The sequence below is a fragment of the Brevibacterium sp. UBA7493 genome (assembly GCF_002479565.1).
Lineage (GTDB): Bacteria > Actinomycetota > Actinomycetes > Actinomycetales > Brevibacteriaceae > Brevibacterium > Brevibacterium luteolum.
The window spans coordinates 47,761-62,130 of record NZ_DLOD01000008.1; the positions used below are offsets into that span (position 1 = coordinate 47,761).

Genomic DNA, 14,370 nt, shown 5'->3' on the forward strand with positions numbered 1-14,370 from the left:
CCTGCGCACGGGCAGGACGCCGTGCGAAGGCGGCCGCCGGGATTCCCCCAAGCGGCCGCCTTGTCAATGCCTCAGCTCAGCTGAGCTCAGCTCACTTGGCTGCCTCGTCGAAGGCGGCTTCGAGCACGTCGAAGGCATCGGCGAGCAGCTCATCGGAGATCGACAGCGGCGGCAGGAAGCGCAGCACGTTGCCGAAGGTTCCGGTGACGAGGACGAGCACGCCGTTCTTCGCGGCGTAGTCGGCCACGGCCTTCGCGAGCTCCGGCTTCGGCTCGGAGGTCTCGGCGTCGACGAGCTCAACGGCCTGCATGGCGCCGCGGCCGCGGATGTCACCGATCTCCGGGTGGGCCGACTGGATCTTCGTCATCCGGTCGACGATCGTCTCACCGATCGCAGACGCGCGCTCGACGAGGCCGTCGTTCTCGTAGGCCTCGATCGCACCGAGGGCTGCGGCCACGGCGGTCGGGTTGCCGCCGTAGGTGCCGCCGAGCCCACCGGCGCCCACAGCGTCCATGATCTCCGCACGGCCGGTGACAGCCGAGAGCGGCAGGCCGCCGGCGATGCCCTTGGCGGTGGTGACGAGGTCGGGCTCGATGCCCTCCCATTCGCTGGCGAACATCTTGCCGGTCCGGCCGAAGCCGGCCTGGACCTCATCCGAGATGAAGACGATGCCGTTCTTATTGGCGTATTCGACCAGTGCCGGCAGGAAGCCCTCGGCCGGGACGATGAAGCCGCCCTCGCCCTGGATCGGCTCGATGAGGATCGCGGCGACGTTCTCGGCGCCGATCTGCTTGTCGATCATCGTCATGACGCGCTTGGCCGCGTCCTCACCGGAGACCTTGGTGCCGTAGGTGAGGTTGTCGCGGTACGGGTACGACATCGGTGCGCGGTAGACCTCGCCGGCCAGCGGGCCGAAGCCTGCCTTGTACGGGTGGGCCTTGGCGGTCAGTGCCATCGTGAGGTTGGTGCGGCCGTGGTAGGCGTGGTCGAAGGCGACGACGGCGTTGCGCTTAGTGTGGGCGCGGGCGATCTTGATCGCGTTCTCCACCGCCTCGGCACCGGAGTTGAACAGCGCCGAGCGCTTCTCGAAGCTGCCTGGGGTCAGGCGGTTGAGCGCCTCGGCGACCTCGACGTAACCCTCATACGGGTTGACCATGAAGCAGGTGTGGGTGAAGGCGCCGAGCTGCTCGGTGGCGCGCTCGACGACACGCTCATTGGAGTTGCCGACGGTGGTCACGGCGATGCCGGAGCCGAGGTCGATGATCTGGTTGCCGTCGATGTCCTTGAGGATGCCACCACCGGCGGCGACGATGTAGGCCGGGAGGCTGACGCCGACGCCGCCTGCCACAGAGGCCTTGCGACGCGACTCGAGCTCCTGGGACTTCGGCCCGGGGATCTCAGTGACAAGTTTGCGTTCCTGCGGCAGTCCAGCGCCGCCCTTTTCCAAAGTGGTCATATCCGCATCGTAGACCCCGCATGCCAGTCAGGGCACGTCAGGTACCAGCACGCGAAACGCCCCTTCTCGCCAGGCTCCCGTGCCCGAGGTGTGGGTCACGTTGCCGTGCCCGAGGTGTCAGCGGGCTCCGGGCAGCCTGCGCGGGTCGACAGCGGGGTTGCGGGGGATCCGCGGTGGGGCTTCGCGGGTGCGGGTGGGGGTGACGATGACCTCGGCGTTGGCGGCGATCCGCTCCTCGGTCTCCTCCCCTGACTCGTCTGCTTCGGTGACGCTCGTGGCGACCATCAACTCAGCGTCGACGGGCAGGCTGCGCTTGATGAGGGCGAGCGCGATCGGTCCGAGCTCCCAGTGCACCGCCGCCGAGGTGACAGCTCCGACCGCGCGCTGGGCGCCGCGGACCTCGGCATAGATCGGCGAGCCGGGTTCGGGCAGGGTGTGGGCGGAGCCGTCGAGGTGGAGGAAGACCAGCCGGCGCGGGGGCTGGCCGAGGTTGTGGACGCGGGCGACGGCCTCCTGCCCGCGGTAGCAGCCCTTGGCCAGGTGGACGGCTGAGCGCAGCACGTCGAGTTCGCCGACGAGGGCCTTGTGGTCGGCATCGGCTGGGCCGGGTCGCCAGGCTTCGATGCGCAGCGCTTCGAAGGCATCGCGGCCGACGACCTCGACGCCGTCGGCTGCCGGGTCCCAGTCGAGCAGCTGCTTGACCGGTGCGACGGCGATGCGCATGTCGACAAGGTGGCCCGGATGTTCGGGGCTTGGAGTGGCCTGCTGTGCGGAGACGTCGAGTTCGGCGTCAATCGCAGCATAGGAGGCTGAACCGGCGCCGATGTTCGGCCACGGGTCGTCGAAGACGAAGGCGGCCGGCAGCGAGGCCGGCGGGTCGCCGATGATGCCGAGGCACTGGAATTCGCTGCTGCGGTCGGTGAGTTCGATGCGCATCATGAACTTCATCGATTCGAGGAACGCGATCGCATCAGCCGGGTCGGTCTCGCTTAAGAGCCACAGGGTCTCGCCGTCTTCGTAGAGCTTGAGCCAGTGCTCGATGTGCCCGGTCGGTGAGAGCACGAGCGTCTCACTCGACTGCCCAGCAGTCAGGGTGTCGATCTTCTGGGTGGTGAGCGTGTTGAGCCAGGTGAGCCGGTCGGGGCCGGTGAGGGAGAGGACGCTGACAGAGGACAGGTCGGCCACAGCCTTGCCGTCGGCCAGGCGGCGCTGTTCGCGCAGCGGGCTGCCGAGGTGGGCGACCTCATTCTCCCGGTGCCCGGTTCCGAACACGGCGGCTGAGCGGTTGAAGCGCAGGGCGTTCACGGCATTCTCCTCTTCACTGACATCGGTCCTTCCGGCTCCACCGTACGCGACTGCGGTGGGCACGGCACTCAGCGGCGAGGCGGGGTTCAGCCGCCGCGGCCGATGGGTGTGCGGACCTTCTTGAGCTGCTCTTCGAGCTCACGGAACATGCTGTCGAGGTCGATCTTGCCGATCGCATCGCCGATCCCCTCGATCGCCCCGGACAGCAGCCGGTAGAGGTCGCTGTCGGCCAGCTTGCGCATGACATTGAGCAGCGGGCGCAGCTCGTCGGCGGCCTCGGTGAGCGTGGTGTCGAGTTCGTCGATGGCGTCGCGGACCGGTGGCAGCAGGCCTGCGGTGTCGATGTCGTGGATCTTCTGCTGGGCGGCGTCGAAGGCCTCGATCGCGGCTGGGGCGTCGCGGATGACGTCGGTGGCCTTGTCGATGGCCTGGCCGGCATCGTCGATGGACTCGAACCAGGTGCCGGAGTCCGGCAGCGGCCGCAGCTTCTGGGCCCGGAAGTCGACCACCTCGGCGGCGGTCGAGAGGACCGGGCCGGCATCGCTGAGCAGCGTGTGCATCTCGTCGGTGACGGTGCGAACGGCGGCGACATTGTCGCCGAGCTTCGGGGTCTGCGACAGTCCGGTCAGCGTCCAGGTGTCGAGCCCGTGTTGGGCGGATTCGAGTTCGTCGATCGCAGCCTGCAGGTGCCTGGGGGCTGCCTCGGGTTCGTCGTAGAGCGCAGCGACGTACTTGTCAGCGGCGTCCGAGGCGTCCTGCAGGTCCTGGGCGACGGCGCTGATGCGCACATAGGCGAATGCTGCCAGCGCCGCGATGGCGAGCAGGATGACGATGAGGGTGAGGCTGATGCCCAGCGTGCGGCGACGCACGTCTGCTCAGCTCACCTTCTTCAGCCGGGCGGAGGCGTGGCTGGTGAGTTCGGTGCCGAGGGCGGCCATGTCCCACGCCCACATGAGCTCGCCATTCACGAGCCCGTACATGCGGGTCGAGGCGGTGTACTCCTTGGCGCTGCGGGTACGGGCGACGACGTCGGTGCTCAGGTCGATGCGCGGGCCGTTGACCCGGCCGGCGTAGAGCTCCATGATCCCGTTTGGGTGCACGATCGAGACGTCGAGGTCGAAGTCGCCGTTGTCGTTGCGCAGCCCTTCGACCGCCTCGGCGGTGGTGTAGGGGGATTCGCCGGTGGGGACCATGAGGCCGGGGCCGGCGTCGAAGTCCTGCCGGTCGCGCACGAGCTGCCAGATCCCGGTCTCGATCGAGAGCGTGTCGGCCGGCTTGCCGTCCTCATCGAGCGTCCACGCGTGTGCGGAGTACGCCAGATAGGGCACGTCGCCGGGCACGGTGAAGTCGACGCGCTGGCCGAACTGCTTCTCCGGGGTGCCGGGGTAGCCGACGACGCCCACGCCTTCCCAGGAGCCGATCAGCCAGGACAGCGGGACGAGCTCGCGGTTGAGGTTCGCGTCGATCTCAAGCGGCATGACTGCCGATCACCGGTTGGTCTTGAACAGGTTGGTGATGACCTTGACGGCCACGCCGAGCGTGCCGAGGGCGGCGAGGCCGACGAGTCCGGTGAAGACGATTTCCAAAGCAGCAATGTTGTCCATGCGCTCGATTGTACCCACCGGTCAGCAGCGCTGCACTCGCGGCTCAGCGGTAGAGCAGGATCCGCTCCAGCAGGTAGACGACGGTGCCGCCGAGGGCCACCGGGGTGGCGCCGACGGCCAGCTGCACGGCGAACCGGCGGGCCTTGTCGCGGCGGCGCTCGCGCTGGATCCGCACGGCCTGGAACTTCGCGACCGCCATAATCGACAGCATCCGGTCGACGGCTGCCACGAGTAAACCCATCGCCCCGCCGAGCACGAGTGAGACGAAGAGGGTGACCGATCCTGAGTGCATGAGGGCTGCGACAACTCCGGCGCCGAGCACCGCGACAGCGAGTGCCAGCGGGGAGGTGTAGCGGGCCGGGAACGGCAGCGCGGTCGCAGCCTGGGCGAGGATGATCGCCACCAGAGCGACGACCACACCCTCCCGGTCACCGGGCACACTGAGGGCTGCGATCCAGCTGGCGGCCGAGAGCACGATGACCAGGCCCGCGACCTGGGCGGAGACGTTGGCGACAGCGTGGGAAGCATCGACGCCGCGGGCGAGGTTCTGCACGAACGCCCACAAAAGTCCGATGCCGGTGATCGTCGGCAGCCATTCGACATAGGGGGCGGATTCCTGCGCCCAGACGGCGGCCATCCCGGCCAGGCCGAAGAGCAGCAGCATGACGCCGGTGGCCCGCGGCTGCGGCGAGTCCGTCAGCCTCGGCCAGCCGTAGGCGAGTGCGGCGACGAGCACGGCAGCGGCAGCAGCCAGCGGCCCATAGCCGAGGAAGCTGGTGACACCCAGCCCAACGGCCAGGCCCAGCGCCACAGCAACACGTATCCATCTCATCAGCTTCATTGTGCCGTACACCGCACTGATCCGACACTCAGGCACCGGCCTCACCGGCGCACCCACCTCGTTATACTGACGCCAGAGCGTCTCCCTCCACCGGGCCCGGCGGCGGCCGGCCCGCAGTGTCCGGGGAGGCAGGGAATGCGTCGCGTGGAGGAGATTGCCCATGGTTCCATCCGCTCCCGAGGCGGTTCTCACCGAAGCCGCGGAGCTCACCGATGACGTGCGTGCGCTGCTGTCGCAGGCCGCTGCCGCTGACGGCATCGCCCCGATCTCCGATGGGCTCCTGGAGGCCGCCGGTGACGACCCGTGGATCATGCTCGAAGCCCGGGCCGGTGATGAGCTCATCGGCTTCGGCATCGCCGCAGCCCAGGGCGAGCGAGGTGCGCTCGAAGCCGTCATCGCCCCGTCCGCCCGCGGCAACGGCTACGGCCGCACGCTCGTCGATGCGCTCATCGCACGTGCCGGCCGCCCGGTGTGGATGTGGTCGCACGGTGACCACCCGGCTGCTGCGACGATCGCGACGACCCACGGCTTCTCCCGCGCTCGTGAGCTGCTGCAGCTGCAGACCGGGCCAGTGGGAGAGCTCTCGCTGCCCGACCGCCCGGCCCCGGACGGGGTGACGCTGCGCTCCTTCGCCCCCGGTGATGAGCCCGGCTGGCTGGCGGTCAACAACGCCGCCTTCGACTGGCACCCCGAACAGGGCCACCAGGAGCTTGCCGACATCGAGGCGATCGTCACCGCCCCCGGCTTCGACCCGGATTCGGTCATCATCGCCACCACTGCTGGCGAGGATGGCCGCGAGCAGATCATCGGATTCCACCAGACGAAGCTCTCCGACGACCACCCGTCGGGTCAGCGGGTCGGGGAGATCTACGTCATCGCCACCGACCCTGCCGTCCATGCCCGCGGCGTCGGCCAGGCGCTGACCGTGGCTGGGATGCGCTACCTCATCGACGCCGGTGCCGAGTTCATCGAGCTCTACGTCGAATCCGACAACGACCCGGCCCGCCGGCTCTACGCCCGGCTGGGCTTCGACCGGGAGATCATGCACGTCAGCTACGCCCCACCGCAGGAGTCCTGACATGTACGACGTCTCCGCCTTCGGCGCCACCCACGACCTGCCTGCACCGGCCGACCGGTTCCTCGACCGTGAGCTGTCGTGGCTGGCGTTCAACGAACGCGTGCTCGCCCTGGCTGCTGATGAGACGATCCCGCTTTTGGAGCGGGTGAACTTCCTGTCGATCTTCGCGTCGAACCTCGATGAGTTCTTCATGGTCCGCGTCGCCGGGCTCAAACGCCGCATCGCCACCGGTTTGGCCGTCCCCTCGGTCACCGGCGCGCAACCGCGGGCGGTGATGCGTTCGCTGGGCAAGCACACCCACGCGCTCATGGAGCGCCACGCCGCCCTCTTCACCGAGGACATCGAACCAGCCCTCAGCCGCGAGGGCATCCGGCTCGTGCGCATGGACGAGCTCACCGGTGAGGAGCAGACGATCATCGACGAGATGTTCGACACCCAGGTGTTCCCGGTCCTCACCCCGCTGGCCGTCGACCCGGCGCATCCGTTCCCCTACATCTCCGGGCTCTCGCTCAACCTCGGGGTGCTGCTGCGCCACCCGCAGGCCGGCAATGAGGTCTTCGCCCGCGTCAAGGTCCCGCAGTCGCTGCCGCGCTTCGTCGACGTCGCCGCCTCCAACCGCACCCAAGGGGTCTCGCCCGAGGCGCCGGCCCGGTTCGTGGCGATGGAGGACATCATCGCCGCCAACCTCGACCGGCTCTTCGAGGGCATGGACGTCATCGGCTATTCGCTGTTCCGCGTCACCCGCAACGAGGACCTCGAAGTCGAAGAGGACGACGCCGAGAACCTCCTCAAGGCCCTGGAGAAGGAACTGACCCGCCGCCGCTTCGGTCCCGCAGTGCGCTTGGAGGTCACCGAGGAGCTGCACCCGCGAGTGCGCCGCATCCTCGTCCAGGAACTCGAGATCGACGAATCGGAGATCTACGAACTGCCCCGGCCGCTCGACATGCGGGGCTTGAACGAGCTGGCCTCGATCGCCCGCGAAGACCTGCACTTCCCGCAGGCGGTGCCGGCGATGAACCGCTACCTGTCCCAGGCGGAGACCTCCGACCAGGTCGACATCTTCGAGGCGGTCAAGGAACGCGACATCCTCCTGCACCACCCCTACGATTCGTTCTCCACGAGCGTGCAGGCCTTCATCGAGCAAGCGGCCAACGACCCGAACGTGCTCGCCATCAAGCAGACCCTCTACCGCACCTCCGGCGACTCCCCCATCGTCGATGCGCTCGTCGACGCCGCCCAGGCCGGCAAGCAGGTGCTCGCCGTCGTCGAGATCAAGGCCCGCTTCGATGAGGAGGCCAACATCACGTGGGCGCGCAAGCTCGAACGCGCCGGCGTCCACGTCGTCTACGGCATCGTCGGGCTGAAAACACACGCCAAGCTGTGCCTTGTCGTCCGGCAGGAGGCCACCGGGCTCGCCCGCTACTGCCATGTCGGCACCGGCAACTACCATCCGAAGACCGCCCGCCTGTATGAGGACTTCGGACTGCTCACCTGCGACCCGGAGGTCGGCCAGGACCTGACGAAGCTGTTCAACCAGCTCTCCGGCTACGCCCCGCAGTCCGAGTACGCCCGGCTGCTCGTCGCCCCGACCCGGGTGCGCGAAGGACTGCTCGAGCTCATCCGCGCCGAGACCGCCCATGCCGAAGCCGGCCGGGAGGCGTCGATCCGGCTGAAGGTCAACTCGATCGTCGACGAGCGGATCATCGATGCCCTCTACCTCGCCAGCCGAGCCGGGGTGCGCATCCAGCTGTTCGTGCGCGGCATCTGCGCGATCCGCCCGGGCATCCCGGGGTTGAGTGAGAACATCGAGGTCCGCTCGATCCTCGGCCGCTACCTGGAGCACTCCCGGGTGTTCGTCTTCGCCAACGGCGGGCACACGATCGCCTACATCGGCTCCGCCGACCTCATGCACCGCAACCTCGACCGCCGCGTCGAGGCACTCGTGAAACTGCGCGACCCCGAGCACATCGCCGAGGTCAGCGGGCTGTTCGACCTCGCCTTCGACGATCGCACCGGTTCCTTCCATCTCGGCTCCGGCGGCATCTGGACGCGTGAGGCCAACGGCGAGGATCCGATCGACTATCAGGCCGAGCTCATCCGCCGGCACCACCGCAAGCGCGCGACCGCGCAGGCGTGAGCGCACCGTCATGAGAGGAGTGCTGTGAGCCCGACACCTGTCTCGACCGCCGGCGAATCCGCCCGGCTGAAGGCCGATGTGCTGGCCGGGGGCGCGGTGTGTTGGCGGGAGACGAGCGCTGGGCTGGAAGTGCTGCTCGTCCATCGGCCGAAGTACAACGACTGGTCGTGGCCCAAGGGCAAGGTCGAGAAGGGTGAGACGCTGCCCGAATGCGCTGTGCGCGAAGTCGAGGAGGAGACCGGACTCAAGATCCACCTCGGGCTGCCGCTGCCTGCTGCCCGCTACACGGTCGGCAAGAACCTGCAGAAGCACGTCGCCTACTGGGCCGCCGAGGTGACCGGAGAGGCGAAGCTCACGGCGAGTGATCCGAAGGAGATCGACGACATCGGCTGGTTCTCCGTCGAACGAGCCCGGCAGATGCTGACGCTCTTCGCCGACCGGGAGCAGCTCGACAAAGTCGAGCACGCCCGCCGCACCGGGTCGCTGCGCGCCTGGCCGCTCATTATCGTCCGCCACGGCAAGGCCTTCCCACGCGCCAAGTGGCATGAGACCGAGCATGTGCGCCCGCTGCTGGCTGTCGGAACCCGGCAGGCGATGGCGTTGACGAACCTGCTGGGAGCCTGGAACCTCCAGAAGCTCGTCTCCAGTCCGTGGAAGCGGTGTGTTGCCACCCTCAAACCGGTCGCAGCGGCGACGGGCCTTCGAATCAAGGAGGTTGCCGCACTGTCGGAGAAAGGCAATGCGGACTCGCCGAAGAAGACCGTCAAAGCGCTGACGAAGCTGCTGTACAAGGGCAGGCCGGTGGCAGTGTGCACGCACCGGCCGGTGCTGCCGACGGTGTTCGACTTCATCGCCGATCACGCCCCGAAGGGCCTGGCTGCGCACCTGCCGGATAAGGATCCGTACATGAATCCCGGTGAGATTCTCGTCGCCTATGTGCGCCCAGGTGAGGTGCCGCGCATCGTCGAGGTCGAACGCTACCGCCCGATCGACACGTGAAAAGCCCACCAGCCGTCGGCAGCGGCGTGTGTGTCAGCCGGTCGAGTCAGGAGTACCCGCCTTCATCCTCCCAATCGTTGAGCCGCATGAGCTTCTCTCGCGTGTAGCGCCGCCGCACACCGTAGCCAGCGAGATCGTCTTCCGGGATGAACAGCGCACCGTAGAATTCGAGTGAGGCGCGCACCCGGCTCTTCTCGTCGTCGGAGAGGTTGCCTCGTCCCCTTTCGAACTCCTTCACCTGCTCTCGGGTCACCCCCGCCTTCTTGGCGATCGTCGCCGCCGACACCTTTGTGAACGCACGCGCAGCACGGGCAAGATCGCTGGTGAGAAATACCTTTTCAATCATATCCCTCTCCTTTCGCTAGGGTTGGCTCTCCAACTCTAGGCCACCTGCCTGCAAGCCGTGCGGGAGTCACAAGCCAGCCACCTGCCCCGCCGGACGCAGACGCGGCACAGGGTGGGATTAGACGCGGCACAGCACAACCTCCGGCGCCGCCATGTGAAGCGCGTCACTTCCTTTATCAAACTGTGAGCAAATAAGCACTGACTTTCGGGCGCGTTAACCGTTTGTTCACCTTCGGACTGCTTTGCCGTCACAGACCACTCGTAGCTTTGGAGCGTACGCGGGCGAGATGATGTCGAACGCCCTCCAATTCCAACGAAAGGCAACCCTGTGAAACTCAACCGCTTTGCCCCTGCGGCCATCCTCGCAGCCGGTGCGCTCACCCTCTCGGCCTGTGGCGGCTCGTCGGCAACCGGCGAAGAAGGCAACGGCGGCGGTGGCGGCGAGGGCAGCAGCCTCTCGGGCACCCTCACCGGAATCGGCGCTTCCTCCCAGAAGGCCGCCATGGACGCCTGGATCGCTGACTTCACCAGCGAGAACTCCGACGCTCAGGTGCAGTACTCGCCGGATGGCTCTGGTGCTGGCCGCGAGCAGTTCCTCGGCGGCAATGCCCAGTTCGCGGGCTCGGACTCCTACCTCGATGAGGATGAGATCGAGACGGCCAAGGATGTCTGCGGGCCCGACGGCGCCTACGAGTTCCCCGTCTACATCTCCCCGATCGCTGTCGCCTACAACCTCGAAGGTGTCGACGAGGTGAAGCTCTCGGCTGAGACCATCGCCAAGATCTTCAAGGGCGAGATCACCAAGTGGAACGATGAGGCGATCGCCTCGGAGAACGAGGGTGTCGAGCTGCCGGACGAGCAGATCACCCCGGTGCACCGCTCCGATGACTCGGGCACCACCGAGAACTTCACCGAGTACCTTGCCGACGCCGCCGGCGACACCTGGGACGAAGAGCCTGCTGACGCCTTCCCGTCGGCCTTCGGCGGCGAAGCCGCACAGGGCACTGACGGCGTCGTCCAGACCGTCAACGACACCCCGGGCGCCATCGGCTACGCCGACGCCTCGGCTGTCGGCGACCTCGGCACCGTCCACGTCAAGGTCGGCGAAGAGTACGTCGAGTACACCCCGGAAGCCGCTGCCAAGGTCGTTGACGCCTCGGAGCCGGTTGAGGGACGCGGCGACGGCGACCTCGCCATCGACCTCAAGCGCGACACCACCGAGTCCGGCGCCTACCCGATCGTCCTCGTGTCGTACCACCTCGTGTGCTCGACCTACCAGGACCAGGAGACCGTCGACCTCGTCAAGGCCTGGGAGAACTTCGTCGTCTCCGAGGAGGGCCAGCAGTCGGCTGCCGAGTCGGCCGGTTCGGCACCGATCTCCGAGGATCTGCGCTCGCAGATCACCGAGATCCTCGACACCATCGAGGTCAAGTCCTGACCCGGTCGGGAAGCTGCGCCTGCGCAGCTGACGTATCCTGAGGCGGTGTGCTGCCGACGCTTTCGGCAGCACACCGCTTCGGCGGGTTATTGAGACCCATACTATCGCCCACCTCACAGTTTCTGACCGAGGAGACCTTCTTGGCCACCACCGCCCCGGAGAAGACACCCCCGGCGTCACAGCCGAAGGCCGTTGTCCGCGTCGGCGATGCCGTGTTCTCAACGGCAACCCTGGCCGCCGGCATCCTGATCCTGCTGATCCTCGCCGGCGTCGCACTGTTCCTTCTGTTCCAGTCCTGGCCGGTCCTCAAAGCGCAGGCAACCGACCCGGAGTCGATCACCGGCGGCGGATTCTTCGCCTACGTCTGGCCGCTCATCATCGGCACCCTGGTCTCCGCGTTCATCGCACTCCTCGTGGCAACGCCGTTCTCACTGGGCATCGCACTGTTCACCACGCACATGGCTCCGCGCAAGCTCGCCCCGGTCCTCGGCTACACCATCGACCTGCTCGCAGCGATCCCCTCGGTCGTCTACGGCCTGTGGGGCCTCATGCTCGCCAGCCACCTCGTCCCGATCTACGCGTGGCTGGCCAAGTACTTCGGCTGGATCCCGATCTTCGCCCCGACTGAGGACGGCGGCATCTCACAGACCGGGCGCACCATGCTCACCGCGTCACTGGTCCTGGCCATCATGATCCTGCCGATCATCACCTCCCTCATCCGCGAAGTGTTCCTGCAGACCCCGCGCCTGCAGGAGGAGGCCGCCCTGGCTCTGGGCGCGACCCGCTGGGAGATGATCCGGATGGCCGTGCTGCCCTTCGGCACCTCCGGCATCGCCTCGGCCATCATGCTCGGCCTCGGCCGCGCGCTCGGCGAGACCATGGCTGTGGCCATGATCCTGTCCTCTGGCCTGCTGACCGCCTCGCTCGTGCAGGCTGGCAACCAGACGATCGCCTCGGAGATCGCGCAGAACTTCCCGGAGGCTGCAGGGCTGCGCCTGTCCGAACTGATCTCGATCGGCCTCGTGCTGTTCATCATCACGCTCATCGTCAACATGGCCGCCCGCGCCATCGTGGCCAAGACCTCGGTGAAGGGAAGCTGACATGCAGAAGTCGAACACCTCGCTGCAGCCTCAGACGCAGCAACCGGCAGACACCGGCACACCAGCACCCCGGCAGAAGAAGAAGCGGACCGCCATCGAGCTGAAGTCCAAGCAGCTGCCCAAGTGGGCGCCGTGGGGCGTTGCCGCGGCCGCGGTCATCGCCGCCATCGCGCTGTCGTTCATCTTCACCGGAGGCTTCAACATCGCCCTGGCCGCTCTGCTCGCCGGCCTCATCAACCTCGCCGTGATCTTCGCCTGGTCGTTTGCCGTTGAAGGTCAACGCAAGGCCACCGACCGGGTGGCGACAACCCTGGTGACCTCCGCCTTCGCGATCGCCTGCATTCCGCTCATCTCGTTGCTGTGGACGGCGCTTGAGCGCGGCGGCCCGGTGCTGCTCGAGCACCCCTCAGTGCTCAACCGCACGATGCAGGGCATGAAGGGTGTGCTCGACCAGGAATACGTCGCCGGCGAGACGAGCCTGGCCGGCGGCTTCTACCACGCGATCGCCGGCACCGTCCTCATCACGCTGGCCTCGTGTGTCATCTCGATCCCGATCGGCGTGCTCACCGCGATCTACCTCGTCGAGTACGGCCGCCGGAATCCCCTGGCCCGCGGCATCACCTTCCTTGTCGACGTCATGACCGGCATCCCGTCGATCGTCGCCGGCCTGTTCGCGTTCTCGCTCTTCGGCACGATCGCCGCGATCGTCAATCCCGGTGCGATCGGCTCTGCCAAGACCGGTATCGCCGCAGCGGTCGCACTCTCGGTGCTCATGATCCCGGTGGTGGTGCGCAACACCGAGGAGATCCTCCGACTCGTGCCGATGGATCTGCGTGAGGCGACCTACGCGCTCGGTGTGCCGAAGTGGAAGACGATCGTGCGAATCGTCCTGCCGACGGCGATCTCGGGCATCCTGTCCGGCATCACCATCGCCATCGCGCGTGTCATCGGTGAGACCGCGCCGATCATGGTGACCGCAGGCTTCGCCAAGAACCTCAACTGGGACCTGTTCTCCGGCTGGATGTCGACGCTGCCCACCTATATCTACGACTCGCAGATGCGCCCGGTCTCACCCGGCGTGGCAGCAGCGGCCTCCAGCGAGCGCGCTTGGGCGGCGGCCCTCGTGCTCATCATCATCGTCATGCTGCTCAACCTCATCGCACGGCTCATCGCCAAGGCCCTCGCCCCCAAGGCCGGACGCTGACGGCTGCCTGGCAGCTGAAGAAAGGGAAAACTCACTCATGTCCAAGCAGATCGACATCGAAGATCTCAACATCTACTACGGCGACTTCCTCGCCGTCGAGGGCATCAGCATGCACATCGAGCCGCGCTCGGTGACGGCCTTCATCGGACCGTCCGGATGCGGCAAATCGACGGTGCTGCGCACCCTCAACCGCATGCACGAGGTGATCCCCGGCGCACACACGCAGGGCAAGGTGCTCATGGACGGCCAGGACATCTACGCCCCCGGCGTCGACCCGGTCAACGTCCGCCGCGAGGTCGGCATGGTCTTCCAGCGCGCCAATCCGTTCCCGACGATGAGCATCAAGGAGAACGTGCTGGCCGGCGTACGGCTGAACAACCGGCGCCTGTCGAAGTCCGATGCCGACGATCTCGCCGAGCGCGCCCTGCGCGGAGCGAACCTGTGGAACGAGGTCAAGGACCGTCTCAACCTGCCTGGCTCGGGCCTGTCCGGTGGTCAGCAGCAGCGTCTGTGCATCGCCCGTGCGATCGCCGTCCAGCCCGAGGTGCTGCTGATGGACGAGCCGTGCTCGGCACTCGACCCGATCTCGACGCTGGCCATCGAGGACCTCATCAACGAGCTCAAGGATGAGTACACCGTCGTCATCGTCACCCACAACATGCAGCAGGCCGCCCGCGTGTCCAACCGCACGGCGTTCTTCAACATCGCCGGCACCGGCAAGCCCGGCAAGCTCATCGAGTTCAACGACACCAACCAGATCTTCTCCAACCCGGACAAGGAAGAGACGCAGAACTACGTCTCCGGCCGCTTCGGCTGAGCCACCCGTCTTCTCCCCCGCACACAGACGACCGTTCCCGAGGTGG

13 protein-coding genes are annotated in these 14,370 nt (G+C 67.1%); 7 read left to right on the forward strand and 6 right to left on the reverse strand.

The window, feature by feature from the left end:
* Positions 1–91: 91 nt before the first annotated feature.
* The 5 genes from gabT to B4E96_RS05260 all read right to left on the reverse strand — a co-directional run bounded on the left by gabT (position 92) and on the right by B4E96_RS05260 (position 5,197).
* Positions 92–1,456, reverse strand: coding sequence for a 4-aminobutyrate--2-oxoglutarate transaminase (gene gabT / locus B4E96_RS05240; protein WP_102162026.1), 1,365 nt, complete (start codon positions 1,454–1,456; stop codon positions 92–94).
* A 117-nt stretch (positions 1,457–1,573) separates the two neighbouring features.
* Complete coding sequence (locus B4E96_RS05245; RefSeq protein WP_286956649.1) at positions 1,574–2,761, reverse strand: YgfZ/GcvT domain-containing protein; 1,188 nt, start codon at positions 2,759–2,761, stop codon at positions 1,574–1,576.
* An 86-nt stretch (positions 2,762–2,847) separates the two neighbouring features.
* Positions 2,848–3,630: a hypothetical protein gene (locus B4E96_RS05250; protein WP_286956650.1), complete on the reverse strand. Its 783-nt coding sequence runs from the start codon at positions 3,628–3,630 to the stop codon at positions 2,848–2,850.
* A gap of 6 nt (positions 3,631–3,636) precedes the next feature.
* On the reverse strand, positions 3,637–4,239 hold the full coding sequence (locus B4E96_RS05255) for an FABP family protein (RefSeq protein WP_286956651.1): 603 nt from the start codon (positions 4,237–4,239) through the stop codon (positions 3,637–3,639).
* A gap of 169 nt (positions 4,240–4,408) precedes the next feature.
* Entirely contained in the window at positions 4,409–5,197 is a 789-nt protein-coding gene (locus B4E96_RS05260; RefSeq protein WP_239557083.1) for an ammonia permease, read from the reverse strand.
* Between the two features lie 169 nt (positions 5,198–5,366).
* Between B4E96_RS05260 and mshD the strand changes: the two genes are divergently transcribed.
* Genes mshD through B4E96_RS05275 form a run of 3 tightly spaced genes read left to right on the forward strand, consistent with a single transcriptional unit; the run spans position 5,367 to position 9,420 of the window.
* Positions 5,367–6,284 carry a mycothiol synthase gene (mshD, locus tag B4E96_RS05265; protein WP_286956652.1) on the forward strand — a complete coding sequence of 306 codons (918 nt, stop codon included), beginning with the start codon at positions 5,367–5,369 and terminating at the stop codon, positions 6,282–6,284.
* A gap of 1 nt (position 6,285) precedes the next feature.
* Positions 6,286–8,421 carry an RNA degradosome polyphosphate kinase gene (locus tag B4E96_RS05270; RefSeq protein ID WP_286956653.1) on the forward strand — a complete coding sequence of 712 codons (2,136 nt, stop codon included), beginning with the start codon at positions 6,286–6,288 and terminating at the stop codon, positions 8,419–8,421.
* Between the two features lie 24 nt (positions 8,422–8,445).
* On the forward strand, positions 8,446–9,420 hold the full coding sequence (locus B4E96_RS05275) for an NUDIX hydrolase (RefSeq protein ID WP_259799009.1): 975 nt from the start codon (positions 8,446–8,448) through the stop codon (positions 9,418–9,420).
* Between the two features lie 46 nt (positions 9,421–9,466).
* On the opposite strand, the gene B4E96_RS05280 is transcribed toward B4E96_RS05275, so the two are convergent.
* A complete protein-coding gene (locus tag B4E96_RS05280) occupies positions 9,467–9,766 on the reverse strand; it encodes a helix-turn-helix domain-containing protein (protein WP_286956656.1) in 300 nt (99 codons plus the stop codon).
* 327 nt (positions 9,767–10,093) lie between these two features.
* Between B4E96_RS05280 and pstS the strand changes: the two genes are divergently transcribed.
* The 4 genes from pstS to pstB all read left to right on the forward strand — a co-directional run bounded on the left by pstS (position 10,094) and on the right by pstB (position 14,324).
* Complete coding sequence (gene pstS / locus B4E96_RS05285; protein WP_286956657.1) at positions 10,094–11,203, forward strand: phosphate ABC transporter substrate-binding protein PstS; 1,110 nt, start codon at positions 10,094–10,096, stop codon at positions 11,201–11,203.
* 140 nt (positions 11,204–11,343) lie between these two features.
* The gene (gene pstC, locus B4E96_RS05290) at positions 11,344–12,303 is read left to right on the forward strand and encodes a phosphate ABC transporter permease subunit PstC (protein ID WP_204514218.1); all 960 of its coding nucleotides are present in this window, start codon (positions 11,344–11,346) and stop codon (positions 12,301–12,303) included.
* 1 nt (position 12,304) lies between these two features.
* The gene (gene pstA / locus B4E96_RS05295; protein WP_102162035.1) at positions 12,305–13,507 is read left to right on the forward strand and encodes a phosphate ABC transporter permease PstA; all 1,203 of its coding nucleotides are present in this window, start codon (positions 12,305–12,307) and stop codon (positions 13,505–13,507) included.
* 37 nt (positions 13,508–13,544) lie between these two features.
* Complete coding sequence (gene pstB / locus B4E96_RS05300; protein WP_102162036.1) at positions 13,545–14,324, forward strand: phosphate ABC transporter ATP-binding protein PstB; 780 nt, start codon at positions 13,545–13,547, stop codon at positions 14,322–14,324.
* Positions 14,325–14,370: the final 46 nt, after the last annotated feature.

Bases quoted from the DNA above. Each gene is read 5' to 3' on its own strand.
- gabT (WP_102162026.1), bottom strand. From the start codon at position 1,456: ATGACCACTTTGGAAAAGGGCGGCGCTGGACTGCCGCAGGAACGCAAA.
- B4E96_RS05255 (WP_286956651.1), bottom strand. From the start codon at position 4,239: ATGCCGCTTGAGATCGACGCGAACCTCAACCGCGAGCTCGTCCCGCTG.
- B4E96_RS05260 (WP_239557083.1), bottom strand. From the start codon at position 5,197: ATGAGATGGATACGTGTTGCTGTGGCGCTGGGCCTGGCCGTTGGGCTG.
- mshD (WP_286956652.1), top strand. From the start codon at position 5,367: ATGGTTCCATCCGCTCCCGAGGCGGTTCTCACCGAAGCCGCGGAGCTC.
- B4E96_RS05270 (WP_286956653.1), top strand. From the start codon at position 6,286: ATGTACGACGTCTCCGCCTTCGGCGCCACCCACGACCTGCCTGCACCG.
- B4E96_RS05280 (WP_286956656.1), bottom strand. From the start codon at position 9,766: ATGATTGAAAAGGTATTTCTCACCAGCGATCTTGCCCGTGCTGCGCGT.
- pstA (WP_102162035.1), top strand. From the start codon at position 12,305: ATGCAGAAGTCGAACACCTCGCTGCAGCCTCAGACGCAGCAACCGGCA.
- pstB (WP_102162036.1), top strand. From the start codon at position 13,545: ATGTCCAAGCAGATCGACATCGAAGATCTCAACATCTACTACGGCGAC.